Source organism: Nitrospirillum amazonense (assembly GCF_029594735.1).
Lineage (GTDB): Bacteria > Pseudomonadota > Alphaproteobacteria > Azospirillales > Azospirillaceae > Nitrospirillum > Nitrospirillum amazonense.
Genome location: NZ_JARPAF010000001.1, coordinates 586,037 through 612,083, shown reverse-complemented (window position 1 = coordinate 612,083; position 26,047 = coordinate 586,037). Strand labels below are relative to the sequence as shown.

The following is a 26,047-nucleotide window of genomic DNA, read 5'->3' as shown; positions in this document are numbered from 1 at the left end:
CGCCCCTCAGCCCGCCTTGGCCAGCAGGGCGCGGCCGGCGCGGCTGGCGTTAGGGCGGCCAATGGCGTCGGAGATCCAGCCGCCGATGACGGACAGGGCGTCGAGGTCCACGGCCGTCGACAGGCCCTGCCCTTCCAGCATGTAGACCACGTCCTCCGTCGCCACGTTGCCGGTGGCGCCCTTGGCATAGGGGCAGCCGCCGAGGCCGGCGACGGAGCTGTCGATGACCCGGATGCCTTCATCCAGGCAGGCCAACAGGTTGGCCAGGGCCTGGCCGTAGGTGTCGTGGAAATGCACGGCCAGCCGAGACACCGGCACCTCTTCGGCCACGCGCCGGATCAGGGCCGCCGCCTTGGCCGGCGTGCCCACGCCGATGGTGTCGCCCAGCGAGATTTCGGCGCAGCCCAGTTCCACCAGGCGGGCCGATACCTCCGCCACCTTGGCGGGGTCGATCGCGCCCTCATACGGGCATCCCAGCACGCACGAGACATAGCCGCGCACGGCGATGCCGTTGTCGCGCGCCAGGCGCGTCACGGGGGCGAAGCGGTCCAGGCTCTCGGCGATGGAACAGTTGATGTTGCGCTGGGAGAAGGCCTCCGACGCGGCGGCGAAGACGGCGATTTCCGTCACGCCGGCCGCCAGCGCCTGGGTGAAGCCGCGCTCATTGGGCACCAGCACGGGGTAGCCGACGCCCGCCTTTCGCTGGATGCGGGCCAGCACGTCGGCCGTGTCGGCCATCTGCGGCACCCATTTGGGCGAGACGAAGGCCCCGGCCTCCACCACCGCCAGGCCGGTGGCCGACAGGCGGTCGATCAGGGCCACCTTGGTGTCGGTGGGCACCAGCGCCGCCTCGTTCTGCAGGCCATCGCGGGGACCGACCTCGACGATACGGATGGCAGGACCACTCATGCCTCATCCCCTTTCACGATGATCAGCTCAGCACCGTCCGGCACCTGGTCGCCCACGGTATAGCGCACGGCTTCCACCGTGCCGGGCCCTTGCGCCTTGATGGTGTGCTCCATCTTCATGGCCTCCAGCACCACCAGGCCCTGGCCCTTCTCCACCCGGTCCCCGGCCGCCACCAGCACGGCGATGACCTTGCCCGGCATGGGTGCCACCAAGCGCCCGCCGCCGCCGGCATCGACCACGCCCACGTCCAACGGGTCGATCAACGTCAGGCGGTGATGCCGGCCGGGGCGGAACAGGTCCAGCTCCCGCGCCCGGCGCGACCACCCGGCCGTCAGGCGGCGCCCGCCGACCTCGGCCACCAGGCGGCCATCCGCCGCGAAGCGGGCATTCCCCGCCAGTTCCTGGCCACTGGGCAGGGTGATGTCGAAGCCGCCATCGCGCCGGCGGCGGGCCCGCACCTCCTGCGGCTCAGCGCCCTCGCGCCCATCGGTGAAGGTCAGGATCTCCGCCACGGCGTCGTTCAGGCGCCAGCTGTCCGCCATGGCCCAGGGGCTCCACGGGTCGTTGGTCCGAGCGGCCGCGGCTGCCGTCTCCGCCTCGCGCTCCAGCAGCACGCCCAAGGCAGCCAGCGCCAGCACGTCATCGTCAGGAGCGGCCGGCGCGGGCAGCAGGCCGGCCTGGTATCGCTCGATGAAGCGGGTATCGAGGTCGGCCGCCAGAAAGGCAGGATGGCCGGCGATGGACGCCAGGAAGGGGATGTTGGCGGCCAGGCCGCCCACTTCCGTACCCGCCAGGGCCTGGCGCAGGCGCCGCACCGCGGCGGGGCGGTCCACGTCCCAGACGATCAGCTTGGCGATCATGGGGTCATAGTGGATGGAAATGGCGTCGCCCTGGCGCACCCCCGTGTCCACACGCACATGCGACCCCGCTTCCGGGAAGCGCAGGTGCGACAGGGTGCCGGTCTGCGGCAGGAAACCCTTGTCTGGATCCTCGGCGTAGAGGCGCACCTCGATGGCGTGGCCGGTCACCGCCAGCTGATCCTGGTTCAGCGGCAGGGCGCCGCCGGCCGCCACCCGCAACTGCCACTCCACCAGATCCTGCCCGGTGATGTACTCCGTCACCGGATGTTCGACCTGCAGGCGGGTGTTCATCTCCATGAAGTAGAAACGGCCGTCGCCGCCCGTCTCCACCGGGTCCAGCAAAAATTCCACCGTGCCGGCGCCGACATAGCCGATGGCCTTGGCCGCCGCCACGGCCGCCGCCCCCATCTCCTGCCGCAGCTCCAGCGGCAGGTTGGGCGCCGGCGCCTCCTCCACCACCTTCTGGTGGCGGCGCTGGATGGAACAGTCACGCTCGAACAGGTAGACGCAGTTGCCGTGGCTGTCGGCGAAGACCTGGATTTCCACATGGCGCGGCCGGCCTAGGTACTTCTCGATCAACACCCGGTCGTTGCCGAAGGCGGCCTGTGCCTCGCGCTTGGCGGAGGCCAGCTGCTCGTGAAAGTCCTCGGCCGAGGTGGCGACCTTCATGCCCTTGCCGCCGCCGCCGGCCGACGCCTTGATCAGCACGGGGAAGCCGATGCGGGCCGCCTCCGCCGCCAGCACGCCGCTGTTCTGCTCCTCCCCATGGTAACCAGGCACCAGGGGGACGCCAGCGGTTTCCATCAGGGCCTTGGCCTCGGACTTGCCGCCCATGGCGCGGATGGCGCTGGCCGGCGGGCCGACGAAGATCAGGCCGGCGGCGGCGCAGGCCTCGGCGAAGCCGGCGTTTTCCGACAGGAAGCCATAGCCGGGGTGAATGGCCTGGGCGCCGGTGCGGGCGGCCGCGTCCAGGATGGCGTCCATGCGCAGGTAGCTGTCCCGGGCCGGGGCGGCGCCAATGCGCAGCGCCTCATCCGCCAAGGCCACATGCAGCGCACCCGCGTCGGCGTCGGAATAGACCGCGACGGTGCGGATGCCCAGGCGGCGGGCCGTGCGGATGATGCGGCAGGCGATTTCACCGCGGTTGGCGATCAGCAGCGTATCGATCATCACTTGTCCCCTGCAGGCTGGACCCAGGCGGCCTTGCGCTTTTCCAGAAAGGCGGAAACACCCTCCCGCCCCTCGTCACTGGCCCGGATGCGGGCGATGCGTTCCGCCGTGTCGCTGATCAGCGCGTCGGTGACCGGCTGGTTGGCGCAGTCGAAGACCAGCTGCTTGGCGGCCGCCTGGGCAACGGGGCCCCCCTCGCCCAGGCGCTTCACCAGCGTGGCCACGGCCTCGTCCAGCTGGTCGGCCGGCACCACCTGGTGCACTAGGCCCGCCGCCTGGGCATCCGCCGCGCTGAAGCGCTCCGCCGTCAGGAAATAGCGGCGGCAGGCACGCTCTCCCATGGCGGCCACGACATAGGGGCCGATGGTGGCCGGGATCAGGCCCAGCTTGACCTCCGACAGGCAGAAGGTGGCGCCCTCGGCCGCGACGGCGATGTCGCAGCAGGCCACCAGGCCCACGCCGCCGCCGAAGGCCGCCCCGTGCACCACGGCGATGGTGGGTTTGGGGCAGCGGTTCAGGGTGCGCAGCATGGTGGCCAGGCCCAGCGCGTCGGCGTGGTTCTGGTCGCGGGTATAGCCCGCCATGCGCCGCATCCAGTCCAGGTCCGCCCCGGCGGAGAAGCTGGGGCCATTGCCCTTCAGCAGGATGACGCGCACGTCCGGGTCACGGCCCAGCTGGTCGAACAGCTGGGTCAGCTCGGCGATCACGCCCTCGTTGAAGGCATTGTGCAGGGCCGGCCGGTCCAGGGTGACGGTGGCGGTCCCGGCTTGATCCACTGTGGCAAGAACATCGGTCATGGTCTTGATCTCACATCCGGAAGACGCCGTAGGTGGTCGGCTCCCCCCTATTGACGTCAGGGGCTGCATTGAGGGCGGCGGACAAGGACAGCGCCAGCACCATCCGCGTCTCCGCGGGGTCGATGATGCCGTCATCCCACAGGCGGGCGCTGGCGTAATAGGGATGGCCCTGGTGTTCGTACTGGGCGCGGATGGGGGCCTTGAACGCCTCCTCCTCCTCGGCACTCCAGGTTTTGCCCTGGGCCTCCAGGCCATCGCGCTTCACCGTGGCCAGGACGCCGGCAGCCTGCTCCCCGCCCATGACGCTGATGCGGGCATTGGGCCACATGTAGAGGAAGCGGGGGGAATAGCCCCGGCCGCACATGCCGTAATTGCCGGCGCCGAAGCTGCCGCCGATGATGACGGTGAACTTGGGCACCTTGGCGCAGGCCACGGCCGTCACCAGCTTGGCGCCGTCCTTGGCGATGCCGGCGTTCTCATACTTCTGCCCGACCATGAAACCGGTGATGTTTTGCAGGAAAATCAGCGGTATTCCGCGCTGATTGCACAGCTCGATGAAGTGCGCGCCCTTCAGCGCGCTTTCCGAGAACAGGATGCCGTTATTGGCGATGATGCCGACGGGATAGCCCCATAGGTGGGCGAAGCCGCAGACCAGGGTGGTCCCGTACAGCTGCTTGAACTCATCGAACTCCGATCCGTCGACCAGGCGGGCGATGATCTCGCGCACGTCGAAGGGCTTGCGGCTGTCGGTGGGGATGATGCCGTAGATCTCCTCCGCCGCGTACTTGGGCGCCACCGGTTCGCGCAGGGCCAGGGCCGGCGCCTTCACCCGGTTCAGGTTGCCGACGATGCGCCGGGCGATGGCCAGGGCGTGGGCGTCGTTCTGGGCCAGATGGTCGGTGACGCCGCTGGTGCGGCTGTGCACGTCGGCGCCGCCCAGATCCTCGGCACTCACCACCTCACCGGTGGCAGCCTTCACCAGGGGCGGCCCGCCGAGGAAGATGGTGCCCTGGTTGCGGACGATGATGGACTCGTCCGCCATGGCCGGGACGTAGGCGCCGCCCGCCGTGCAGCTGCCCATGACCACGGCGATCTGCGGGATGCCGGCGGCCGACATGGTGGCCTGGTTGTAGAAGATGCGGCCGAAATGGTCGCGGTCGGGGAACACCTCGTCCTGGTTGGGCAGGTTGGCGCCACCGCTGTCCACCAGATAGACGCACGGCAGGTTGTTCTCCCGCGCGATCTCCTGCGCCCGCAGGTGCTTCTTCACCGTCAGGGGGTAGTAGGTACCACCCTTGACCGTGGCATCGTTGGCCACCACCACGCACTCGGAGCCCGAGACGCGGCCGATGCCGGTCAGGATGCCGGCGGCCGGCACCACGTCGTCATAGACGCCGTGGGCGGCCAGCTGCGAGAACTCCAGCCAGGGGCTGCCCGGGTCCAGCAGGTGGCGCACCCGGTCGCGGGGCAGCAGCTTGCCGCGCGACAGGTGCTTGGCCCGCGCCTTCTCACCCCCGCCCTGCTTGATGCCGGTGACGGTGGTGTGCAGGTCGTCGACCAGGGCGCGCATGGCCGCGACATTGTCGGCGAAGGCGGCGGCGCGGGTGTCGATCTGGGAAATCAGCTGGGGCATGACGCGGGTGTTCCCCCTTGTTGTCTCAGGCAGATGAGGTCGGCGGGCCGATGCGCCGGTCAGGTGGCGCTTTCGCGGAACAGTTCCCGGCCGATCAGCATGCGGCGGATTTCCGAGGTGCCGGCACCGATCTCATACAGCTTGGCGTCGCGCAGCAGGCGGCCGGTGGCGTATTCGTTGATGTAGCCGTTGCCGCCCAGGATCTGGATGGCGTCCAGCGCGCATTTGGTGGCGCTTTCGGCCGCCAGCAGGATGGCCCCGGCCGCGTCCTTGCGGGTGATCTTCTTGGCGTCCGCCGCGCGGCCCACGGCGTAGACGTAGGCGCGGGCGGAGTTCAGGGCCACATACATGTCCGCGACCTTGCCCTGGATGAACTGGAACTCACCGATGGGCTGGCCGAACTGCTCCCGGTCGTGGATGTAGGGCACGACCACGTCCAGGCAGGCCTGCATGATGCCCAGGGGACCCGCCGCCAGCACGGCACGCTCATAATCCAGGCCGCTCATCAGCACGCGGACGCCGCCGCCCACCTGGCCCAGGATGTTCTCCTCCGGCACCTCGCAGTCCTCGAACACCAGCTCGCCGGTGTGGCTGCCACGCATGCCCAGCTTGTCCAGCTTCTGCGCGCAGGAGAAGCCCTTGAAGCCCTTCTCGATCAGGAAGGCGGTGATGCCCTTGGGGCCCGCCGATGGGTCGGTCTTGGCGTAGACCACCAGGGTGTCGGCGTCCGGGCCGTTGGTGATCCACATCTTGGTGCCGTTGAGGACGTAGCGGTCGCCCCGGCGCTCCGCCTTCAGCTTCATGGACACCACGTCGGAACCGGCACCGGGCTCGCTCATCGCCAGGGCGCCGACATGCTCGCCCGAGATCAGCTTGGGCAGGTAGCGGGCCTTCTGTTCCGCCCGGCCGTTCAGGCGGATCTGGTTGACGCACAGGTTGGAATGAGCGCCGTAGCTGAGGCCGACCGAGGCGGAGGCGCGGCTGATCTCTTCCATCGCCACCATGTGCTCGATATAGCCCATGGCCGCCCCGCCGTACTCCTCCTCTGCCGTCACGCCCAGCACGCCCAGGTCGCCCAGCTTGCGCCACAGGTCCATGGGGAACTGGTCCGTGCGGTCGATCTCCGCCGCCAGGGGCGAGATCTCCGCCGCCGAGAAAGACGCCACGGCGTCGCGCAGCATGTCGGCGGTTTCGCCGAGGCCAAAATCCATGGTGGGGAACGCGGCGGAGATCGACATGGCGGGCTTGTCCTCCCTCAGGGAATGTGAGATTGCTTATTTACAAACGGTCATACGTTTCTTTCGAGCGGGCCGCAAGGGTGATTTAGAGACCAAATGGGGCGTGATCTTGACGGCCGCCACCCATGGTCCGAAAAGTCGCAAGGCCGGGACGGGCTAAGCCCCGGAAACGTTTGAGATTGGATTTTTGAGCATGGTGCGCACGGTGGGCTCTCGCGGCCCGAAGACGATGGAGGCGATACGCGCGGCGGGCCTGCGCCTGATCCGGCAGCACGGCTATGAGGCCATCACGCTGCGCCAGCTTGGGCAGGAAGTCGGCATCCAGCCCGGCTCGATGTACAACTACATCCAGTCGAAACAGGAACTGCTGTTCATCCTCATCCGCGACCACATGGTGGCCCTGTCGGCCGAGGTCGCCACGGCGCTGGAGGGGGCGGCCGATCCCCTGGACCGGCTGCGGCGCTTCATCCGTTTCCACGTCTCCTACCACATCCGCCGCACGGATGAGGTGTTCATCGGCGGGTCCGAATTGCGCAGCCTGGAGGGGGAGAACCGTACCGCCATCCTGGCCATGCGCCGCGATTACGAGCGCCTGCTGGTCGCCATCCTGGAGGACGGCATGGCCGCTGGCCAGTTCAAGCGCACCGACCCACCCGTCACCGCCTACGCCATCCTGGCCATGCTGACCGGCGTCTGCACCTGGTACAACCCCGCCGGCCGCATGGGCGAGGAAGAGCTGATCCGGCTGCATCAGGACATGATCCTGGGCGGGGTACTGGTGTGAGGACGCCCCGCCAGGTCGTGGCCATAGGGCTAGCCGCCTTTTGCCTTTTCGCGCCACAGGTCGCGGCCGCCGCGCCCTGCCCCACAGAGGCGATGACCACCCAAACCCCATCCAACCTGGCGCGATCCACCAAGGATGTGCGCTGGGACGCGCGCTCCATGGTCTGTGGCGATTTCAATGGCGACGGCGTACCGGACCAAGCCGTCCTGGGCTATCGTGACCGGACGCTGCTCCTAGCCGTGCGGCGTGGCGGCAGGCAAGCCTTCCAAATCCTGGAATTCGCCATTGGCGGCGCGAGTCAACAGGGCGTGTGCAGCCTACCGGTCACCCTGCGCGCCACTGATCTGGTCTGCGACACAGAGGATGGCCCCCTGTCCGGCTGTAAGGCAGGCAAGGGGGTGAAAGCATTGTCCATTGAGGATGGCAATTGCGACCCCATCAACCTCTATTGGAGCCATGAGGCGGACGAGATGCTTTGGTGGCGGAATTAGGACAGGCCGCCCTATTCATCCGAGAACAGGATGCCGTCGTAATCCTGGGCGCCATGGAGAATATGGATGATGCTGACCTGGCCCGCCTGGACACGGTAAAAGATCAGGTAATCGCGAAAAACCCGGCGGCGGATACCGCTCGCCTCATGAGTCGGAAGCAAAGGGAAGGCCTCGGGCATGCGGCCGATCTCAAGCGCGCATCGCTCCAATTCCCTCACGAAGGTGATCGCGCGGTCCTTATTATCGCGGGCAATGTAAAGGGCGATGGCACGCAGGCCTGCCCGGGCACGACCCGAAAGGACCACCTTCATTAGTGCGACGCGTCCGGCAGCGCCGCGATCTCCGCTTCAAGCTCGGCACAGACTTCATGCAAATCATGAACCTGGCCCGCTTCGATGTCCGCGATGCCTTGAGCCAATGCGGTATCCAAAGCCGATAGGCGCCGGTCCCGTGCCTCCAATAGACGCAAGCCGTCGCGTACGACTTCGCTGGCGTTATTGTAGCGGCCGCTATGTAGCTGGTCCTGAATGAATTCTTCGAAATGCCGGCCAAGGGTGTAGCTGCTGGGCATGATTTCACCTGTCGCTATCATCTAATGATAGCGTCGCCGCCCGGCTTGGACAATGGCCTTACAGCGCGGGCGGCGTCGCCTCCAGGAAGCGCGCCACCTCCGCTGGTGTGCCCAGGGGCACCACCGCCGTGAACGGCATGCGGTGCAGGTAGACGGGTAGCCCCGCCCGGATCAAATGGTTGTAGAGCGGGGCGATGTACTTCTCCCCCTTCGCCATGTTGGCCGGGTTGGCGAAGAACTCGGCATAGGATCGGGCGTAGAGGGTGAAGGAGGAGAACCAGTAGAGCCCGACGGTGGCATCGTCGGAGATGCGCTCCTTCTCCCTCAGTTCCGTGATGCGGCCGCTCTCATCGGCGCGGGCGAAGCTCCAGGCCGCCCCTGGTCCCGGGAAGCAAGGAACCCAACCGTCGCCGCGCACGGCATCGGCCGGCAGGTGGGCCGGGTCGACATGGGTATCGATGTTGTAGACCAGCATCGGCCGGTCGGGGTGGGCCACCGCGTCCCGGGCCGCCAAGGCGCTGGTCGCCTGGCCATCGGTCAGCGCGTCCAGTTCGATCAAGGACACGTCGCGGATGCCCAAGGCGGCGGCTTGCTCACGAATGAAATCCCCCGCCCCATCCTGCCGCAGGGCCACGAAGATGCAGGGCGATCCTGCCTCGATGAAGGAGCGCAGGCTGAGCATGGACCAGACGAACAGGGTGCGGCCGTGCGCTTCGATCCGGTACTTGGGCACGGTGTAGCCGGCGTCGCGGAAGCGCTGGCCCATGCCCGCCATGGTGATGATGACCGTGGGCGGGGCGGCGGTGGACATGGGCACGCGGACCTTCCATCAAGCGGATTGGCTTCAAGCGGCGGTCGCCTGCTCGATCTCTTCCAGGATGGAGCGGGCGGTCAGGGCGAAGCCTAAAATCTTCTTCGGCACGTCGATGTGCAAGGGCGCCATGCTGATGAACAGCGAGGCCTCGCACAGCCGCACCAGCAGGGGGTCGAAGCCCGCCTGGGCCAGGCGGTCGCGGAACAGCGCTTGCGCCCAGGCACGCTCCCCGGCGTCGCTGGCCAGGGTCAGGCCCAGGTCGGCGCCCAGCGCCACCTCATACTGCCCGCTGTTGACGAAGTCGTAGCCGCCCAGGATGGAGTGGGACAGCTTGGCCAAGTCGTAATAGGGATCGGTGTGCAGCTCATCGGCCGATTCCACGCCGCGCGGATCGATGAAACGCAGCAGCTGCGTCGCCTTGGAATAGAGGATGTTGGAGAAGCACAGGTCGCCATGGCCCACCACCAGCCGGTCGGCGGGGAAGCGGTCCCGCAGGCCTTGGTAGGCCGCCAGGTAGCGGTCGGTCAGCGCGTCGATGCCGCCCACGGCGCGGGCCAGCAGGGGCGCCAGGTCGCCGTAGGCAGGCAGGCTTTTCAGCAGGGCCACCCGCTCCACCACCTTGTCGCGATAGAGTCGGTCCATGACGGCCCTGCCCTCCGGCCGGCCGACGCGGCGCGCCGGGCGCTGGGTCACGTAGCTGAACACCCGGTCCAGGAACAGGCCGAACTCCGCCGGGGTCATGGTGCCATGAACCCACTGGATGCCCATGTCGGCGATCAGCAGGCGCTCCATGCGATAGCTGGCGGTGTCGCCGTCGTCCTGGAAGTCGAAGGGCTGCACGAAGAAGATACGCTGCTGCGCCGGCAACAGACCGTAATACTCAAACTCCCGCCGCAGCTTGGCGCGGTCGCGCGACCGCTTCACCAGGGTGTAGTCCGGCCCGTCGCTGATGGAATTGAAGTGGCGCGCGTCGAAGTTGTTGGCCAGGAACCCCACGAACTGTGCCGGGTCGCGCAAATCGATCAGACCCGTGTCGGCCAGGTCGGGCGCCGTGAAGTCCTTGCGCCGCCGCGACACGAATTCGCGCAGGCGTCCCTGGGCCAGGGCGCTCAGCGCGCCCTCGGCCAGGCGCTGTTCCACCAGCACCAGCCCGGTCCACTCCGCGACGGTACGCACCGGCCAAGCCTGGTTGCCGGTGGCCTGGGCCAATGTCTTCAGCAACTGCGTCAGCTGCCCACGGGGGCCGGCGGCGGCCAGGTTGGCGGGGAACAGCAGGAACTGCGTGGACGCCGGGGCCGTCCCCGCCCGCTCCGCCGCCTCATCCAGGGCGGCACGGGTGGTGGCCACCACGGGCGGGGGCAGGCCAGCCTCCTGCGCCGCTTCTTGCACATGGCGAAGCAGGGTGCGGCGGCCGTGGATCAGGCCGCCGAAACTGCCAACGCCGGTCATGCTGAGGATGTCGTCGGGAACCCGGCGGCTGTCATCGAACAGTATGGTCAGGCCCATCGCGATCCCTCCTCGATACCGGCACCGCCGGTGTGGACGACGCATGGCCTGACAAGAATGCAGGGATTGTGCCAGCAGCGGCGGCGCGGCGACAAGAGGCCGGGCCTACCCTTTCCGGTGGAAGGCGGACGGGCAACGCCCCGTGTGCGGCCAGCGTGACGGCGGCCAGGCGTGACATGTGGCATGGGCTTGACGTTTTCCACTCGACGGCGGTCCCTGGAGAGGTCGAAGATCGGCGCAGGACGGACGGGACGACAAGAGCGTCCCCTTCTCCAGACGGTTTTCATACGGTTTTCATTCCCCATCTCAGAACCGGATCCTGATCCATGCCTGGCACCCCCACCCACACCCCGCCCGTTCCCGACGCCCAGAGCTGCCTGCACGCCGAAGGCCCGCGACTGTCGCCGCTGGTCTGGGGGGCGTGGCGCTCACGCGAGGGGGAAGAAACCGGCACCCCGGCAAAGCTTGCCCGCTTCCTGGACGGATGCCTGCAGCTGGGCATCAGCAGCTTCGATCATGCCGACATTTACGGCGATTACGGGGCGGAGTCCCTGTTCGGCCAGGCGCTGAAGGAATGGGGCGGCAAGCGCTCTGCCCTGCAGCTGGTCACCAAATGCGACATTGCCTTGCTGTCGCCGCTGCGGCCGGGCCATGTGGTGAAGCATTACAACACCTGCGGCGACCACATCATCGCCTCGGTCGAGCAATCGCTGCGCAACCTGGGCACCGACTATATCGACCTGCTGCTGCTGCACCGGCCCGATCCCCTGATGAACCCGGACAATACGGCCGACGCGCTGGACCGGCTGCTGCGGTCGGGCGTGATCCGCCACATCGGCGTGTCCAACCATAACCCGTCGCAGGTGCGGCTGCTGCAATCCCGCCTGGGCCGGCCGCTGGTGACCAACCAGATCGAATTCTCCGTCACCAGCCTGGCGCCCCTGTTCGACGGCACGCTGGACCAGGCGCTGGAACTGCGCATGCGGCCCATGGCCTGGTCACCCCTGGGCGGCGGCGGCCTGTTCACCGGCGCCACGGAGCAGGCGCGCCGCACCCTGGCGGCGCTGGAGGCCGTGGGCGCGGAAATGGGCATCGGCGACCCGGGCACGGTGGCGCTGGCCTGGCTGATGCGCCATCCGTCACGCCCCGTGCCGGTGCTGGGCACCACGCGCCTGGACCGCATGCGCACCTACATGCAGGCAGCACAGCTGAAGATGCAGCGCCAGCACTGGTTCCAGATCCTGGAGGCCAGCCAGGGCCATGAAGTCCCCTGAATGAGGGATGGTGCCATTCCGTATGGTGCCACCGGTCGTGGCCGATAGTGTCGGGTGGATGTCCTTCCGCCCGGCACGCGTCCGGCCGATACTGCCCCCACGACGCGGCCGACCGGAGAGGCGGCGCGATGAGGGGAATGGAGAATGACGCGGGCACCGGCAGGCATCGGAATTCTGGGCTATGACGACGTCAACGCCCTGGACGTGACCGGTCCGGCCGAGGTCTTCGCCAACGCCGCCGACCTGGCGGAATGGGGCGAGGCCGAGATGGCGCCGGGGAAACGGCCCTATCGCGTCGTGCCGCTGGGCGTGAAGGCGGGGCCCTTCACCAGCGAGTCCGGCCTGACCTTCACCCCGGCGCACAGTCTGGCGGCCGATGACGTGCCGGACCTGGATACCTTGATCATCGCCGGCGGCAAGGGCCTGCGTGAGCCGGTCACCAATGCCGCCGTGGCGCAGTGGCTGGTCGGAAACGCCCATCGCTTCCGCCGGGTGGCCAGCGTCTGCACCGGCATCTACGGCCTGGCGGCCAGCGGCCTGATGGATGGCCGCCGTGTCACCACCCACTGGCGTCATGCCGCCGACCTGGCCCGCCGCTTCCCGCGCTTGAGCGTCTGCGCCGACGCCCTGTTCCTGAAGGACGGCGACTTCTACACCGCCGCCGGCGTCACCGCCGGCATCGACCTGGCCCTGTCGCTGGTGGAGGAGGACCACGGGCCGGCGCTGGCCCTGGCGACGGCCCGGGAACTGGTGGTGTTCATGAAGCGCCCGGGCGGCCAAGCGCAATTCTCCGAACCCCTGCGGTTTCAAAGCCGGGCGGCCAACCGTTTCGCCGACCTGTCGGCCTGGATGCTGGGCAACCTGGACCGCGACCTTTCGGTGGAGGAGTTGGCGACGCGGGTGAACCTCAGCCCCCGGCAGTTCCGGCGCCGCTTCACCGCCGCCCTAGGCCGTCCGCCGGCGGATTATGTCGCCGACCTGCGCCTGGGCGAGGCCTGCCGCCGCCTGGTGCAGCCAGGCGTGAGCGTGGAGACGCTGGCCGCCGCCATCGGCTTCCGCAGCGCCGACGCCTTCCGCCGCGCCTTCCGCCAGCGCTACGGCGTGTCCCCCAGCCAATATCAAGCGCATTTCTCCCCGGCCGGCAGCAGCTGAGCCGTTTCATCCCACCCTGAACCACCGGAGGGCCCCATGGCCTGGTTTTCCCCTGCCCGCCGCCTCGCGGCGGCAACGCCCCTGCTTTGCCTGCTGCTCACCCCCGCGACGGGGTCCGCCGCCACGGACGAACCTGCCCCCTTCGTTCCGCAATTCGACAAGGACGATCGGCTGACCTTCCCCGCCGACTACCGGGAATGGGTCTATGTCACCACCGGCATCGACATGGCCTATGGCCCGGCCATGCGCATGGGCCATTCCATGTTCGACAACGTCTTCGTGAACCGCGAGGCCTACCTGGCCTTCAAACAGACCGGCACCTGGCCGGAGAAAACCACCTTCGTGCTGGAGGTGCGCGGCGCGGCGGACAAAGGCTCCATCAACAAGTCCGGCCATTTCCAGACGTCGGAGGTCATGGGGCTGGAGGTTCATGTGAAAGACACCGCCCGCTTCCACGACGACGGCTGGGGCTTTTATTCCTTTGACGCGGGCGACGCGGCACCCCGGCCCGCGGAGCAGTTGCCGGTGGAGCAGAGCTGTTACAGCTGCCACCGGGAGCATGGGGCGGTGAACACTACTTTCGTGCAATTCTATCCGACCCTGCGCCCCATCGCCGAGGCCAAGAAAACCTTCAGCGCCGCATACCTGGCCGAAAAACCCTAGAGCAGAAGGCGATCAGGTGGGGTCGCCTGACCGTGTAAATCCGCTCTATTATGAATAGGTTAAGGGCAAGATACGATCATGGCTGATTGTATCTTGCTCTTGGCGGCGCCTGCTGCCGGCCGGGGCGACCGCGGGCCGGGGCGTCCTTCCTGGCCTTTGTGACGTATTCTGACACGGCGCCGTTGCCGTCGTGTCGGGGATGGACTATCAGTGCGCTTCGGCAGATAAAAGCGCGGTCATGAAGCCCGGCCTGATCCCCTCCTTGGACCCGTCCCTTTCCGATTCTCCGCCGGCGGCGGCGGGAGGGTCGGCCCCATCCCGCACGGCCGGCCGGCCCCAGGACAGCACCCGGGAACGGCTGATCGACCAGGCGCACACCCTGCTGGCCCAGGGCGGCCTGAAGGCATTGAGCGTCCGCAACTTGGCCGCCGCCGCCGGCCTGTCCACCAGCGCCGTCCCCTATCACCTGGGCGACAAAGACCGCCTGACCCAAGCGGTGTTCCTGGCCGCGGCAGAGCGTGACCGTCAAGCTTGGGCACAGTTCCGGGTATCGCTGGGCGATGGCGGCCTGCCCGTCCACGCCCTGGCCGATGCGCTGGTGGTGCAGGCGCTGGACCTGTCGTCACGCCAGGGCACCATCGAGTTGGTATGGTACGAGCTGATCCACCAGGCCCGCCATACCCCCGCCCTGCGCCCCATCCTGACGCAATGGTATGAAGAGCGGCGCAGCCACTATCGCGACCTGTTCGCACTGGCCGGCCTGCCCATCCATATCGCCGACATCATGACCCATTATCTGGTGGGCGACCGCTCCACCCTGCTGGTGGCCGGCGGCGCATCGGGCCTCGCCCTATCGGTTGTGGAGAACATCCGCCACCTGTGCGAACCGGAAGAAGGCCGCGGCGCCCTGTGGCATGAGCGCCTGCGCCGTCCCGGCAGCACGGGCGACGGCGGCGGTGAACCGGTGGGCGAGACGGAACGGCGCATCATCGCCGCCGCCGTGGCCACCATCATCGACCAGGGCGTGGCCGCCGTGACCCATCGCGCGGTGGCGCAGCGGGCGGGCGTCTCTCTCTCCTCCACCACCTATTACTTCCGCTCGCGCGGCGACATCATCCGCCGCGCCTTCCAGTTCATCCATGAGGAGCTGCGGCGCGAAATCCCGGCGGTGAATCGCGAACCGCCACCGCTGGACATCTTCCTGCGGGCCGTGGCCGACAACATGCTGACCCCGGTGGAGGGCGGGCGCATCGCCGGCCGCAACACCACCCACGCCATGGGCGACTTCGCGCTGGAGGCCTGCCGGGACGCCAGCCTCGTGCCGTTGTACCTGGCCTTCCGCCAGGGCCGCGGCTCCCGCATCCGCGCGGCGCTGGATTACGTGGTGGGCCCGCAGGCCTCCCTCTCCCCCTTTCAGGCGCAAATCGTGTCCACCTGGATGCAGGGGCGCGCGCAGATCCTGCACGCCATGGACGACCCGCCCGGTGTCGCCGGCCCCGATATCGACGGCTACGCCGCCGAGATGATCGTCCTGCTGCGCTACCTGCAGCCGGCGATGCCCAAGACCTGACAAGAAAGCCCTGACGTCAAAAGGCCAGGCGCCCCAGGTGGCGGCCGGCCAGAACCCAGGCGCGGGCGGCTGCCAGTTGTTCGCCGTCCAGGACCCGCCGCAGATGGGTCACCCGGCGCACATGCTGCCGGCTTTCCAGCACCGTGTAGATATGGGTGTACACGCCGTGGTGACGGTGGATGACGGCGTAGGTGCGGGCGACACAGTCCGGCACGCCAGCAAGGGGCATGCGCTCTTCCCGCAGCAGATGTACGGCATCCCCCGGATGGCTGCTGATGCCCGGGGCGGTGCCCAAGACCGGGGCCGGCGGTTCTTCCTCCGCCTGCGCAATGGTACCGGGCGTGCTTAGCGGGAAGGCGGCGGGAATATGCACGGGATGTCCACTCCAAACGGAGCGGATCCGGCATGATGCGACCATACGCTGCGACCCACTTGGTTGCCGCCGCCCGGGAACCGGGGGCCGCCACATCTCCGCGCGGACGCGGAAACCACCTTGCCTGGGCTGGCAGGTTGGTGCGGGACGCCGGCCCCGCTCCTGATGCAACAGTGCCGGCACGAACACCGGCGCGTTGTGGATACCCGCAACCGTCAGCCCTGGCAAGCGGCCATTTGGGCATGACGGCCCCAGTCGTCCGGCGTCCAGTGCGGCGCCAGAACCAGGGCGCGGCCGGTGGCGACGATGTCGCCGTCCCGCCCACTGTCATGAATACGGCACACCGTGGCCAAGTCCACCAGCCGCTTTTCGGGCCGCAGGCGGGTGATGGCCACGGTGGCGGACAGCGCCGCATCCAAGGGTACCCGGCGCCAGAACACCGTGTCTTGCTTCAGGTAGTTGGTGCCCGGCCCCGGCAGGTGGACGCCCAGCAGGAAGGAGAAGAGGCTCAGCACCAGCGGCTCGCGCAGGCGATGGCCGGTTAGGCGTTCATAAAGCGCCAGATCCTGGTCCGCGTATAGGCGGGTGACCTGGGCGGCGGCGCCCGGCGGCGGCTCGCGCCAGTCCTCATCCGGCGCCAGCGGCGCCAGGGTGGCCACGCCGTCACACACGACCTGGCCGTCCGTCCGCCGCTGGGCCACCAGACGCACGTGGGCGCCGTCTTGCGGATCGGCGCGGAAGGTCAGCACCTCGTCCGCGTACGCGGGGGCGGGGAAGGTCACGGCCAAGCGGGCCAGGGGCTGGCCGGGCTGCGCGTCGGCGGCCAGGCCGCGCAGCAGGGCGCACAGCAGGGCGCCGTGGGCCACAGTGCGGCCGAAGCGGGTGCGGGCCGCATGGTCCGGGTCCACATGAATGGGGTTATCATCGCCCGACAGCCGGGCGAAGGCGTGGAAGTCATCCTGGCTCAGGGTGCGCGTGAGGATCACGAGGCCAGATCCAGGCCCGGCGGCGGCACCAGGCGGTGCTTCTGGATCTTGCCGGCGGCGGTGCGGGGGAAATCCTCCACCAGCACGAACCGGCGCGGCACCTTGTAGCCGGCCAGCAGCCCCCGGCAATGCCTGGCCAGGCTGTCGATGTCGGTGCCGGGCTGGGCGCGGACATGGGCATGCCCCACCTCCCCCCACACCGGGTCGGGCACGGCCACCACCGCAACCTCCAGCACACCGGGATGGCGCAGCAGGGCGTTCTCCACCTCCACCGGATAGACGTTCTCCCCGCCCGAGATGAACATCTCCTTCAACCGCCCCACGGGGTAATAGTAGCCGTCCTCGTCCTGGCGCACCAAATCGCCGGTGCGTAGCCAACCGTCGGGGGAAAAGGCGGCGGCCGTGGCCGCCGGCTGGCGCCAATAGCCCGGCGTGACCGCGGCCCCCTTCACCCACACCTCACCCACTTGCCCGGCGGGCACGTCCCGCCCGGCCCCATCCACCACCCGCACCCGGCATAGAATCTGCGGCTTGCCGATGGAGCCCACCTTGGCGGCGGCCCCGGCCGGGTCGTTCAGGAACAGGGTGGGCCCTGTCTCCGTCATGCCCATGCCGTTGCACACGAACGCGCCGCGCTCAATGAAGCGGCGGGCCAGCGCATCCTCCAGCGGGGCGCCGCCGCAAGCCCAGCGCCGCACGGCGCCCAAGTCCGTGGTCCTGAAGCGGGGATGCAAGGCCAGCTGGCGATAGACGGCGGGCACGCCGAAGAAGGTGGTGATGCGGCCCTGGGCGATCAGCTCCAGGACAGCGCCGGCGTCGAATTGCGGCTGCACCAGCACCTCGCCCCCCGCCATCAGCAGCGGCAGAGTGTGCAGGTTGATGCCGGCGGTGTGGAACAGCGGCAGGTAGTTCAGGGTGCGGTCGTTCTCCGACAAATCCACGCCCTGGCGCAGGTTGACGTAGTTCGCCATGGCCATGCCGTAGGTGTAGAGCACGGCCTTCGGCTCACCGGTCGTGCCGGAGGTGTAGAGCAGGTACCAGACATCGTCGGCCGGCCAGACTTCGCGGCAGGGCAACGGCGGCTGCTTCGCCACCCGGTCCTCGAAATCATCGTCCACATCGACATGGGCCAGATCGACATGGGCCAGCCCGCCGGCCAGGGCTTGGGCCGTGGCCCTGTCCTCGGCCCCATGGAACAGCAGCCGGGGTTGGCAATCGGCCAGCACGGGAGCCAGTTCCGCCGCCGGCATGCGCCAATTCAACGGCACCAGCAGGCAGCCCAGCTTGGCGCAAGCGAACAGCAGCGTGAAGAAGTCTGGTCGGTTGCGGCACAGCACCGCCACCCTGTCACCGGGTTCGGCGCCCAGGGCGGCCAGCAGGCTGGCGGCACGCGCGGCGCGATCGTCCAGGCCGGCATAGGTCAGCGCCCCGGCAGCGGACCCAACCGCGGTCAGGTCCACCAGGGCCCTGCGGTCCGGCGACAGCCGGGCGCGCTGCGCCGTCAGGTCGAACAGATCCCACATGGTTCGGCGCCAAGCGCCCCGCTCCCTCATCGTTCCGGTTCAGAAATGATCCAGGCGACTTAAGGCTTGGTTACTTACGGCTTCAGCCCCCGGGCGATGAAGTCGGCCGCCTCCGCCGCGACTTCCGCCGCCGGGCGGTCATCGCCCCAGACGGCGTAGCGCTGGCCGATGAAGACGCTGACGCCGATCAAGGCCCAGGCCCGCACCTCCACGTCGCCCTCGCGGATTTCCCCCCGTTTCTTGGCCGACTCCAAATTGTTGATATAGCCGTCGGCGAACACCTGATAGTAGCGCCGGTAGGCATCCTCGGCAACGAACTGCGCCTCCATCACGATGCGGTAGAGGTTGCGGTGCGCGCGCACGAACTCGATGAACGCCTCCAGGCCCAGGCGTTCCGCCGTCAGCCGGTCAGGCGCGTGGGCCACCCGCTCCGCGATCCAGCGGCGGGTCAGCGCGCCCATATCCTCCACCAGCGCGCGGAATAGCGATTCCTTGCTGTCGAAGTAGGTGTAGAAGGTGCCCAGGGCCACAGCCGCGCGCTGGGTGATGCCGCTGACCGACGCCTCGTGGAAGCCGCGCTCACCGAATTCCAGGGCGGCGGCGTCCAGCAGTTTGCGCAAAGTACGCTTACCCCGCTCGGTCCGCGGCGTTTTATCGGCGGCCGCTTCCCCAGGCGCCGCCTCGGTCTCAGCGCCCTCGACCCCACCGCCCTGCGTCATGGCATCGGTTTCGCCATCGCCGACAGCCCGCTTCGCCGCCTCGGGTGAACGCGCCATGCCCCAACCTCCCTCTCTCGCTTTTCGGAACTTGAACGTTGACTCAACTTTCATCTTACGGCAAGCATGACGGCGGGAGGATGATCCGCCGACGCTACCGTCGGTGGATACCACGAAGCGCGGAAAACACCGATGCACGAACTGGGGCGACAGGCCGGGACCCGGCCACGCGGGGAAGACTCACGCCCGCTGCTACCGGCTGACGGGGGCCTGATGGCCTATCGTCTGGCTGGCAAGGGCCGCCCTCTGGTGCTGCTGCACGGCTGGGCCACCCATGGCGGCTTCTTCGCGCCCCAGCTTACGGACCTGGCCGCCTCGTTCCAGGTGCTGGTGCCGGACCTGCCCGGCCACGGCGCCACCCCAGCCCCCCACCCCACCGTGCGAGACCAGGCGGATGCGCTGCGTGCCCTGCTGAACGCCCTGGACCTGCGGGGTACCCTGCTGGTCGGCTGGTCCATGGGGGCCATGGTGGCGTGGCGCGCTCTGCTGGACGGCGCCCGGGAGCGGGTGGCCGGCCTGGTGGTGGTGGATATGAGCCCGCGCCTGTGCAACGACGCCAGCTGGCCCTGGGGCCTGCGGGGGGCGGTCCAGGCGCGCGGGCCACAAGCCGCCCGCCTACTGGCAACCGACTGGGCGGCCTTCGCGCCGCGCATCGCCCGGCGCATCTTCGCCGCCGGCAGCCTGCACACCGACCTGCGCCGCTGGGTGGAGGGAGAGGTTGCGCGATGCGATGCCGAAGCCATGGCCGCCCTATGGCTGGACCTGCTGGCCCAGGACTTCCGGGCCGACCTGGGCCAGTTGGACTTGCCCACGCTGATCCTGCGCGGGGGCCTGAGCCAGCTCTATCCCGCCGGCACGGCCGATTGGCTGGCGACGGCCCTGCCCCGGGCGCGGCAGGTCACCTTCGCCGCCTCCGGCCATGCGCCGCATCTGGAGGAGCCGCAGCGCTTCAACGAGATCATCACCGGCTTCGCCGCCGGCCTGCCGCCCTGAGGGAGCGGGTGGGGAACGGCAATCAACGGACGAAAGAACGGGCCCATGAACAGGGCCATAGACGGGAGGGCAAAGGGAATGAGCAAGGCTGCACGCTGGTTGTTGGGCGTTTCGGTCGCGGGTCTGATGCTGGGGGATGCGGCGTGGGCGCAACAGGCCGCCGATCCCGCCACCGACAGCGACGTGCTGCAAGAGGTAGTGGTGACGGCCCGCCGCCGGGCGGAAAACCTGAAGGATGTGCCGGTGGCGGTCACCGCCATTTCCGCCGACCAGTTGCAGGCCCAGGGCTCCGTCAACCTGACCGACCTAGAATACAAGTCACCCAATACCACGGTGCAGGTGGCGCGCGGCTCCAACTCCACCCTCATCGCCTTCATCCGCGGCGTGGGCCAGCAGGACCCGCTGTGGGGTTTCGAGCCCGGCGTGGGCCTGTACGTCGACGATGTGTACGTCGCCCGGCCGCAAGGTGCCGTGCTGGACATCTACGACGTCAGCCGCATCGAGGTGCTGCGCGGACCACAGGGCACGCTGTACGGCCGCAACACCATCGGCGGCGCCATCAAGTATGTAACCCGCGACATGACCGACCAGCCCACCGCCAATGCGCGGGTGGAGATCGGCAGCTATAACGAGCACAACGTCATCCTGTCCGGCAGCACGCCGCTCAGCGAGAAATTCGCCATCGGCGGTGCCGTGGCCATCTACCGCCATGACGGCTACGGCCACAACCTCTACACCGGCGCCGACCAGTACAATAAGGACGTGGTAGCCGGCCGCATCAGTGCGGAATTCAAGCCCACCGAGAAATTCACCATCAAGGTGGCGGCCGACCAGACCAATGACATGTCCAACGCCAAGAGCGGCCACCGCGAAACGGCGACACCGGCCGGCGCCGCTCCCCTGGCCGACGACTACGACACCATGGCCGGCGTTGGCGACCACAACTTCGTGACCAACCGGGGCATGTCGCTGACGGCCGAATGGCAGCTGTCAGACCAGTGGCTGCTGAAGGCCATCAGCGCCTACCGCGACGGCTACACCCAGACCAACATCGACTTCGACAACCTGCCCCAGCCCTATCTGGACGTGCCCGCCTGGTACAAGGACCACCAGTTCAGCCAGGAGGTTCAGGCCGTTTACACCGGCGAACGGCTGCAGGGCGTGGCCGGCATCTATTATATGGACGCGACCGCCGCCGGCGCCTTCGACACCGATGTGCAGAACCTGGGCCTCAGCATCCTGACGTCTGGTTCGGTCAAGACCAAGAGCATCGCCGGCTTCACCGACCTCAGCTACGACATCACCGATGACCTGAAGGTCTCGCTGGGCGGGCGCTACACCAACGACGACAAGACCGGCAGCGTCTATCGCGCCTATTACCTGGGCATCCGCAGCCCCATGTTCGGTGGCAAGCAGCAGGCGCCCTTCTCCATCCGCACCAACTACACCAACGACCGCAGCTTCGGTGAATTCACGCCGCGCGCCAGCGTCAGCTATAAGCTGACGCCGGACGTGACCGGCTATGTCTCCTACTCCAAGGGCTTCAAGTCCGGTGGCTTCGACATGCGCGGCGACGCCGTGCTCACCCCCGACACGGTCAAGGGCTATAACCCCGAGACGGTCGATAGCTATGAGGTGGGCCTGAAGGGGGACTATCTGGATCGGCGCCTGACGCTGAACCTGGCCGGCTTCTACGCCGACTATAGCGGCCAGCAGGTGACGACCCAGGTGCCCACCGCCACCGGTATCGCCAGCTTCGTCGACAACGCCGGCGCCAGCCATATCTACGGCCTGGAGTTCGAGGCCGTGGCAAAGCTGACCCGCCAGCTGACCGCCCAGGCCAATGTCGGCTACACCCTGGCGCAGTTCGACAAGTTCCTGTCCTACGACCTGACCAGCAGGCAGTACGTGGACGTGGCCAACACCCGCGGCTTCCAGAACACCCCCAAATGGACCACCGGCTTTACCCTGTCCTACCTGCTGCCCTTCGATGACAAGAGCACCCTGAATTCCTCGGCCAGCGTGTCCTATCGCAGCTTCACCCAGCTGTACGACACCGCCAGCATCCTGGATCAGCCGGGCTACACCTTGCTGGACCTCAACTTTATCTGGACCTCCGCCGATGATCATTGGCAGGTGGGCCTGCATGCCAAGAACCTGACGGATGAGCGGTACCGCGTGGGCGGCTATCCCTTCGGCGGCGCCACCTATGCCAATTCCTTCGCCGCCTATTACGGCCCGCCGCGCACCATCACCGGCACCATCGGCTTGCATTTCTGATACCGGCGCGGCCGGCGCCTCGGCGGGCGGGTCCAGATCAGCGGTTCCGCCCGCCGCTCCATGCTAGAGATCAGCCAGGATCACCCATGAGCGAGAGCACGATGACCGAGACGACCGCCACGCCGACGACCGCACTGGTACGGCCGGGATACCGCGTCCTGGTGATGGCGGCGCTGTTCGTGGTCTACACCCTGAACTTCGTGGACCGGCAGATCCTCAGCATCCTGGCCGTGCCCATCAAGACGGAGCTGGGGCTGACCGATACGCAGCTGGGCTGGCTGGGCGGGCCGGCCTTCGCCCTGTTCTACACCTTCCTCGCCATCCCCATCGCCCGATTGGCCGACCGCATGAGCCGGGTGCGCATCATGGCCGTGTCGCTGGCGCTGTGGAGCGGCTTTACGGCACTCACCGGCCAGGTGGGCCTGTTCTGGCAACTGTTCCTGTGCCGCATGGGCGTGGGCGTGGGCGAGGCCGGCGGCGTGGCCCCCGCCTATTCCCTGATCAGCGACTATTTCCCCAAGCACCAGCGCGCCCGCGCCCTGGCCGTCTATTCCTTCGGCATCCCCTTTGGCAGCGCCCTGGGCATCCTGCTTGGCGGCTATATCGCCACGGCCGTGAACTGGCGCCTGGCCTTCACCGTCTGCGGCATCGCCGGCCTGATCATGACGCCCATCTTCCTGGTTTGCGTGCGCGAGCCGGTGCGCGGCGCGTTCGACGCCGTGAAGAACGCGGGCGCCCCGGTGCCGCTGCGGGCCGTGCTGTCCATTCTGTGTACCAAGCCGTCGTTCTGGCTGCTGTCGGCCGGTGCCGCCTCCTGCTCCGTCCTGGGGTATGGGCTGGCGTTCTGGATGCCGGCCTTCCTGGCGCGCATGCACGGCATGGCGCTGAAGGACGTGTCGCTGCTGCTGGGCGTCGGCAGCCTGGTGGCCGGCACGTTGGGCATCTGGGCCGGCGGCGCCCTGGCCGACCGGCTGGGCAGCGCGCGCAAAGCCGCCTATCCGCTGGTGCCGGCCGTAGCCTTCCTGGTGGCGGTACCGCTCTATGCCCTGGGCTTCCTGGCCAAGGAGCTGTGGCTGGTGGCGGCGCTGTGCACCCTGCCCTTGGCCCTGGGCCTCGCCTGGCTGGGCCCCGTCATCGCCGCCGTGCAGCACGTGGTGCCCCCGGCCATGCGGGCCACCGCCTCGGCCATCTTCCTCTTCATCAACAACCTGGTGGGCATCGGCTTCGGCATCTTCTTCTTCGGCCGCCTGTCCGACTTCCTGGCCCCCCGGTACGGCACCGAGGCCCTGCGCTATTCCTTGCTGATCGGGCTGGGTTTCTACCTGCTGAGCGCCCTGTTCTTCATCCTTTCCAGCCGCCGCCTGGAACGGGATTGGGAAGGGTGAAGTCCGGTGGGTTGCAGGTAAGGGCTAGGAGCCTTATAATGTGGAAATTCCCGCGGGAGGGAATTCTCCCATGTCCATCGAACTGACGGTAACGGCCAAGGGCCAGGTCATCCTGCGTCAGGAAGTCCTGGCTCACTTAGGCATAGGGCCAGGCGACAAGGTCGTGGTCGATCTATTGCCGGATGGCCGGGTCCAGGTCCATGCCAAACCGGGCCTAGCCATAACGGAGCTGTTCGGTGCGCTGAAACGGCCCGGCCAACCTGTCCTTACCATTGACGAGGTGAATGAAGCGATCGCGGCCGGTTGGGCCGGCGAACGATAAAGATCACAATCGATACCAATATCCTGGTCCGTTTCTTCATTGAAGACGATCCAGAGCAGGCGGCCCAGGCACGCGCCCTGATGATCAAAGGGACACGGATCGTCATTCCCCTGCCCGCGCTGTGCGAGGCGGCATGGGTACTGCGACGCGGGTATCGACTTCCCGCCGCAGATATCGCGGATCAGTTGGAACGCCTGCTTCTTGTCGAAACAATCGTCATCGACAGGCAGGCGCTGATGGCGGGTGCCGTTTTCCTGCGCGCCGGTGGCGACTTCGCCGATGGGGCCATCGCGACCGATGGCCGGGACAAGGGTGGTGAAGTGTTTGTTTCGTTTGATCGTGGCGCCGTCAATCGCTGGCGGCGTATGGGCGGGAACGCTGCCGAACCCACCCTTGTGCTGTCCGCTGGGTGATCACTCCGCCAGTTGCGCCTCACGCTGGCGGGCGGAGTTACGCATGCCGTAGGCGAAGTAGATGGCCAGGCCCAGCAGGCTCCATGCGCCGAAGCGGATCCAGTTGCTGAGGCCCAGCGAGATCATCAGCGCCACGCAGATCACGGCGCCGACGACGGCCACCACCGGCAGGTAGGGAACGCGGAAAGGGCGCGGGCGGTGCGGGTCGCGCACGCGCAGCACCAGGGTGGCGACGCAGACCAGGGCGAAGGCCATGAGCGTGCCCAGGGACACCAGGTCGCCCAGCACGTCCAGCGGAGCGATGCCGCCGATGATGGCGGCCACCACCGTCACCCACAGCGTCGCCTGCCACGGCACATGGTGCTCCGGATTGACCGAGGCGAAGGACGGCGGCATCAGGCCGTCGCGGGCCATGGCATAGAAGATGCGGATCTGGCCGTAGTTGCAGATCAGGATGGCGGAGCCCAGGCCCAGGATGGCGGCCAGGTTGATGATCATGCCCAGCCAGGCCAGGGACGGGCCGGCGTTCTTGATGGCGATGAAGATGGCCTCGGGCGCATCCAGCATGGTGTAGGGCGCCAGGCCGGTCATGACCAGGCCCACCACCACGTACAGCGTCACGCACACGGCCAGGCCGCCCAGGATGCCGCGCGGCACCGTGCGCTGGGGCGACCGCGCCTCCTGCGCCGCGGTGGAGACCGCATCGAAACCGATATAGGCGAAGAACAGGGTGCCGGCGGCGCGGAACACACCAGACCAGCCGAAGGCCCCATCGCCCGTGCTTTCGGGAATGAAGGGATGCCAGTTGGCGGTATCGACGTAGAAGATGCCCACCACCGCGAACAGCACCATGGCGCCCACCTTGATGGCGACGGAGATGTTGTTGAAGCGCGCGGTTTCCTTGATGCCCAGGCTGAGGATGACGCCGCACAGGGCGATGATGAACACGGCCGGCCCATTGATGAAGGCCCCGGTCCATTCGAAGCCCTTCTCATCCGAGTAGGACAAGGGGGCCGATGCCAGGTTGGTGGGCAGGTGCACCCCCCATTGCCCGAGGAAGGCGTTGAGGTAGCCGGAGAAGCCCACGGCCACGGCCGACCCGCTGATCATGTATTCCAGCACCAGGTTCCAGCCCACCAGCCAGGCCACGATTTCACCCAGCGTGGCGTAGGTGTAGCTGTAGGCGCTGCCCGCCACGGGAATGACGGTGGCCAGCTCAGCGAAGCACAGCCCGGCGAACAGGCAGGCCAGTGCGGCGAAGGCGAAGGAGATGGCGACCGCCGGCCCCGCATGGGTGGCGGCCTGCGATCCGGTCATGACGAAGATGCCGGCCCCCACCGTGCAGCCCACGCCCGCCAGGATCAGGTCCAACGTACCCAGGCCACGCGTCAGCTTCGCGGCCCCGTGCTTCCCCTCACCGGCCGCGATGAGCGCATCGACCGGCTTGACCGTCCATAACCCCATACCCGTCCCTTTCCCCGTTCGCGCCATCAGGTGGGCCGCACGTCCGGGGCCCTGTCCTATCCGTTATTCCCGTCCTAGCACGTTCCGGCGCGCCCGTCCC

25 protein-coding genes and 1 riboswitch are annotated in these 26,047 nt (G+C 68.0%); of the genes, 11 read left to right on the top strand and 14 right to left on the bottom strand.

All coding sequences use genetic code 11. The features are described 5' to 3' along the window. Positions 1-6: 6 nt before the first annotated feature. Genes P5F91_RS02525 through P5F91_RS02505 form a run of 5 tightly spaced genes read right to left on the bottom strand, consistent with a single transcriptional unit; the run spans position 7 to position 6,607 of the window. Positions 7-909 carry a hydroxymethylglutaryl-CoA lyase gene (locus P5F91_RS02525; RefSeq protein WP_277906393.1) on the bottom strand — a complete coding sequence of 301 codons (903 nt, stop codon included), beginning with the start codon at positions 907-909 and terminating at the stop codon, positions 7-9. Then, complete coding sequence (locus P5F91_RS02520; protein WP_277906392.1) at positions 906-2,939, bottom strand: acetyl/propionyl/methylcrotonyl-CoA carboxylase subunit alpha; 2,034 nt, start codon at positions 2,937-2,939, stop codon at positions 906-908. Before P5F91_RS02520 ends, P5F91_RS02525 begins: the two co-directional genes overlap by 4 nt. After that, positions 2,939-3,736 (bottom strand): enoyl-CoA hydratase/isomerase family protein, encoded by a 798-nt coding sequence (locus P5F91_RS02515; RefSeq protein WP_145612615.1) that lies wholly within the window; start codon positions 3,734-3,736, stop codon positions 2,939-2,941. Before P5F91_RS02515 ends, P5F91_RS02520 begins: the two co-directional genes overlap by 1 nt. Before the next feature lie 10 nt (positions 3,737-3,746). Then, complete coding sequence (locus tag P5F91_RS02510) at positions 3,747-5,369, bottom strand: carboxyl transferase domain-containing protein (protein ID WP_277906391.1); 1,623 nt, start codon at positions 5,367-5,369, stop codon at positions 3,747-3,749. Positions 5,370-5,428: 59 nt separating this feature from the next. Next, positions 5,429-6,607, bottom strand: coding sequence for an isovaleryl-CoA dehydrogenase (locus P5F91_RS02505; RefSeq protein ID WP_277906390.1), 1,179 nt, complete (start codon positions 6,605-6,607; stop codon positions 5,429-5,431). 193 nt (positions 6,608-6,800) lie between these two features. Between P5F91_RS02505 and P5F91_RS02500 the strand changes: the two genes are divergently transcribed. Both P5F91_RS02500 and P5F91_RS02495 read left to right on the top strand, forming a co-directional pair. Next, the gene (locus tag P5F91_RS02500; protein WP_277906389.1) at positions 6,801-7,391 is read left to right on the top strand and encodes a TetR/AcrR family transcriptional regulator; all 591 of its coding nucleotides are present in this window, start codon (positions 6,801-6,803) and stop codon (positions 7,389-7,391) included. 92 nt (positions 7,392-7,483) lie between these two features. Then, the gene (locus P5F91_RS02495) at positions 7,484-7,882 is read left to right on the top strand and encodes a hypothetical protein (protein ID WP_277906388.1); all 399 of its coding nucleotides are present in this window, start codon (positions 7,484-7,486) and stop codon (positions 7,880-7,882) included. An 11-nt stretch (positions 7,883-7,893) separates the two neighbouring features. On the opposite strand, the gene P5F91_RS02490 is transcribed toward P5F91_RS02495, so the two are convergent. Genes P5F91_RS02490 through P5F91_RS02475 form a run of 4 tightly spaced genes read right to left on the bottom strand, consistent with a single transcriptional unit; the run spans position 7,894 to position 10,773 of the window. Beyond that, positions 7,894-8,193, bottom strand: coding sequence for a type II toxin-antitoxin system RelE/ParE family toxin (locus tag P5F91_RS02490; protein WP_277906387.1), 300 nt, complete (start codon positions 8,191-8,193; stop codon positions 7,894-7,896). Further along, positions 8,193-8,453 (bottom strand): type II toxin-antitoxin system ParD family antitoxin, encoded by a 261-nt coding sequence (locus P5F91_RS02485; protein WP_277906386.1) that lies wholly within the window; start codon positions 8,451-8,453, stop codon positions 8,193-8,195. The genes P5F91_RS02490 and P5F91_RS02485 overlap by 1 nt, the downstream gene beginning before the upstream one ends. Positions 8,454-8,511: 58 nt before the next feature. Then, the gene (locus P5F91_RS02480; protein ID WP_277906385.1) at positions 8,512-9,270 is read right to left on the bottom strand and encodes a glycosyltransferase family 2 protein; all 759 of its coding nucleotides are present in this window, start codon (positions 9,268-9,270) and stop codon (positions 8,512-8,514) included. A gap of 27 nt (positions 9,271-9,297) precedes the next feature. Beyond that, positions 9,298-10,773, bottom strand: coding sequence for a capsular biosynthesis protein (locus P5F91_RS02475; RefSeq protein WP_145612620.1), 1,476 nt, complete (start codon positions 10,771-10,773; stop codon positions 9,298-9,300). A 326-nt stretch (positions 10,774-11,099) separates the two neighbouring features. On the opposite strand from P5F91_RS02475, the gene P5F91_RS02470 reads away from it, so the two are divergent. The 4 genes from P5F91_RS02470 (at position 11,100) to P5F91_RS02455 (ending at position 15,432) form a co-directional block, all read left to right on the top strand. Further along, complete coding sequence (locus P5F91_RS02470; RefSeq protein ID WP_277906384.1) at positions 11,100-12,047, top strand: aldo/keto reductase; 948 nt, start codon at positions 11,100-11,102, stop codon at positions 12,045-12,047. A gap of 144 nt (positions 12,048-12,191) precedes the next feature. Then, positions 12,192-13,199 carry a GlxA family transcriptional regulator gene (locus tag P5F91_RS02465; RefSeq protein WP_277906383.1) on the top strand — a complete coding sequence of 336 codons (1,008 nt, stop codon included), beginning with the start codon at positions 12,192-12,194 and terminating at the stop codon, positions 13,197-13,199. 36 nt (positions 13,200-13,235) lie between these two features. Next, positions 13,236-13,862: a cytochrome P460 family protein gene (locus tag P5F91_RS02460; RefSeq protein WP_277906382.1), complete on the top strand. Its 627-nt coding sequence runs from the start codon at positions 13,236-13,238 to the stop codon at positions 13,860-13,862. A gap of 238 nt (positions 13,863-14,100) precedes the next feature. Continuing rightward, positions 14,101-15,432 carry a TetR/AcrR family transcriptional regulator gene (locus tag P5F91_RS02455; protein WP_277906381.1) on the top strand — a complete coding sequence of 444 codons (1,332 nt, stop codon included), beginning with the start codon at positions 14,101-14,103 and terminating at the stop codon, positions 15,430-15,432. Between the two features lie 16 nt (positions 15,433-15,448). On the opposite strand, the gene P5F91_RS02450 is transcribed toward P5F91_RS02455, so the two are convergent. From P5F91_RS02450 to P5F91_RS02435, 4 genes are all read right to left on the bottom strand, one after another. Beyond that, entirely contained in the window at positions 15,449-15,805 is a 357-nt protein-coding gene (locus P5F91_RS02450) for a hypothetical protein (protein WP_277906380.1), read from the bottom strand. Positions 15,806-15,854: 49 nt separating this feature from the next. Continuing rightward, positions 15,855-15,979: riboswitch (SAM-I-IV-variant riboswitch) on the bottom strand. A gap of 41 nt (positions 15,980-16,020) precedes the next feature. Next, the gene (locus tag P5F91_RS02445) at positions 16,021-16,791 is read right to left on the bottom strand and encodes a MaoC/PaaZ C-terminal domain-containing protein (protein WP_211107043.1); all 771 of its coding nucleotides are present in this window, start codon (positions 16,789-16,791) and stop codon (positions 16,021-16,023) included. After that, positions 16,788-18,314, bottom strand: coding sequence for an AMP-binding protein (locus P5F91_RS02440; RefSeq protein ID WP_277906379.1), 1,527 nt, complete (start codon positions 18,312-18,314; stop codon positions 16,788-16,790). The genes P5F91_RS02445 and P5F91_RS02440 overlap by 4 nt, the downstream gene beginning before the upstream one ends. A 74-nt stretch (positions 18,315-18,388) precedes the next feature. Next, positions 18,389-19,090, bottom strand: coding sequence for a TetR/AcrR family transcriptional regulator (locus tag P5F91_RS02435; RefSeq protein ID WP_277906378.1), 702 nt, complete (start codon positions 19,088-19,090; stop codon positions 18,389-18,391). Between the two features lie 213 nt (positions 19,091-19,303). On the opposite strand from P5F91_RS02435, the gene P5F91_RS02430 reads away from it, so the two are divergent. The 5 genes from P5F91_RS02430 (at position 19,304) to P5F91_RS02410 (ending at position 24,483) form a co-directional block, all read left to right on the top strand. Beyond that, complete coding sequence (locus P5F91_RS02430; RefSeq protein ID WP_277906377.1) at positions 19,304-20,083, top strand: alpha/beta fold hydrolase; 780 nt, start codon at positions 19,304-19,306, stop codon at positions 20,081-20,083. Positions 20,084-20,161: 78 nt separating this feature from the next. After that, the gene (locus P5F91_RS02425) at positions 20,162-22,363 is read left to right on the top strand and encodes a TonB-dependent receptor (protein ID WP_277906376.1); all 2,202 of its coding nucleotides are present in this window, start codon (positions 20,162-20,164) and stop codon (positions 22,361-22,363) included. A gap of 86 nt (positions 22,364-22,449) precedes the next feature. Continuing rightward, a complete protein-coding gene (locus tag P5F91_RS02420) occupies positions 22,450-23,748 on the top strand; it encodes a spinster family MFS transporter (RefSeq protein WP_277906375.1) in 1,299 nt (432 codons plus the stop codon). 70 nt (positions 23,749-23,818) lie between these two features. After that, positions 23,819-24,070 (top strand): AbrB/MazE/SpoVT family DNA-binding domain-containing protein, encoded by a 252-nt coding sequence (locus tag P5F91_RS02415; RefSeq protein WP_145612627.1) that lies wholly within the window; start codon positions 23,819-23,821, stop codon positions 24,068-24,070. After that, positions 24,052-24,483, top strand: a complete 432-nt coding sequence (locus tag P5F91_RS02410; protein ID WP_277906374.1) for a type II toxin-antitoxin system VapC family toxin — start codon at positions 24,052-24,054, stop codon at positions 24,481-24,483. Before P5F91_RS02415 ends, P5F91_RS02410 begins: the two co-directional genes overlap by 19 nt. Here the strand turns inward: P5F91_RS02410 and P5F91_RS02405 are convergent, their stop codons facing one another. Beyond that, entirely contained in the window at positions 24,484-25,947 is a 1,464-nt protein-coding gene (locus P5F91_RS02405) for an APC family permease (protein ID WP_277906373.1), read from the bottom strand. It lies immediately after the preceding gene. Positions 25,948-26,047 lie beyond the last annotated feature (100 nt).

Bases quoted from the DNA above. Each gene is read 5' to 3' on its own strand.
- P5F91_RS02525 (WP_277906393.1), bottom strand. From the start codon at position 909: ATGAGTGGTCCTGCCATCCGTATCGTCGAGGTCGGTCCCCGCGATGGC.
- P5F91_RS02520 (WP_277906392.1), bottom strand. From the start codon at position 2,939: ATGATCGATACGCTGCTGATCGCCAACCGCGGTGAAATCGCCTGCCGC.
- P5F91_RS02515 (WP_145612615.1), bottom strand. From the start codon at position 3,736: ATGACCGATGTTCTTGCCACAGTGGATCAAGCCGGGACCGCCACCGTC.
- P5F91_RS02510 (WP_277906391.1), bottom strand. From the start codon at position 5,369: ATGCCCCAGCTGATTTCCCAGATCGACACCCGCGCCGCCGCCTTCGCC.
- P5F91_RS02505 (WP_277906390.1), bottom strand. From the start codon at position 6,607: ATGTCGATCTCCGCCGCGTTCCCCACCATGGATTTTGGCCTCGGCGAA.
- P5F91_RS02500 (WP_277906389.1), top strand. From the start codon at position 6,801: ATGGTGCGCACGGTGGGCTCTCGCGGCCCGAAGACGATGGAGGCGATA.
- P5F91_RS02495 (WP_277906388.1), top strand. From the start codon at position 7,484: ATGACCACCCAAACCCCATCCAACCTGGCGCGATCCACCAAGGATGTG.
- P5F91_RS02490 (WP_277906387.1), bottom strand. From the start codon at position 8,193: ATGAAGGTGGTCCTTTCGGGTCGTGCCCGGGCAGGCCTGCGTGCCATC.
- P5F91_RS02485 (WP_277906386.1), bottom strand. From the start codon at position 8,453: ATGCCCAGCAGCTACACCCTTGGCCGGCATTTCGAAGAATTCATTCAG.
- P5F91_RS02475 (WP_145612620.1), bottom strand. From the start codon at position 10,773: ATGGGCCTGACCATACTGTTCGATGACAGCCGCCGGGTTCCCGACGAC.
- P5F91_RS02470 (WP_277906384.1), top strand. From the start codon at position 11,100: ATGCCTGGCACCCCCACCCACACCCCGCCCGTTCCCGACGCCCAGAGC.
- P5F91_RS02465 (WP_277906383.1), top strand. From the start codon at position 12,192: ATGACGCGGGCACCGGCAGGCATCGGAATTCTGGGCTATGACGACGTC.
- P5F91_RS02460 (WP_277906382.1), top strand. From the start codon at position 13,236: ATGGCCTGGTTTTCCCCTGCCCGCCGCCTCGCGGCGGCAACGCCCCTG.
- P5F91_RS02455 (WP_277906381.1), top strand. From the start codon at position 14,101: ATGAAGCCCGGCCTGATCCCCTCCTTGGACCCGTCCCTTTCCGATTCT.
- P5F91_RS02440 (WP_277906379.1), bottom strand. From the start codon at position 18,314: ATGTGGGATCTGTTCGACCTGACGGCGCAGCGCGCCCGGCTGTCGCCG.
- P5F91_RS02435 (WP_277906378.1), bottom strand. From the start codon at position 19,090: ATGGCGCGTTCACCCGAGGCGGCGAAGCGGGCTGTCGGCGATGGCGAA.
- P5F91_RS02430 (WP_277906377.1), top strand. From the start codon at position 19,304: ATGGCCTATCGTCTGGCTGGCAAGGGCCGCCCTCTGGTGCTGCTGCAC.
- P5F91_RS02425 (WP_277906376.1), top strand. From the start codon at position 20,162: ATGAGCAAGGCTGCACGCTGGTTGTTGGGCGTTTCGGTCGCGGGTCTG.
- P5F91_RS02420 (WP_277906375.1), top strand. From the start codon at position 22,450: ATGAGCGAGAGCACGATGACCGAGACGACCGCCACGCCGACGACCGCA.
- P5F91_RS02415 (WP_145612627.1), top strand. From the start codon at position 23,819: ATGTCCATCGAACTGACGGTAACGGCCAAGGGCCAGGTCATCCTGCGT.
- P5F91_RS02405 (WP_277906373.1), bottom strand. From the start codon at position 25,947: ATGGGGTTATGGACGGTCAAGCCGGTCGATGCGCTCATCGCGGCCGGT.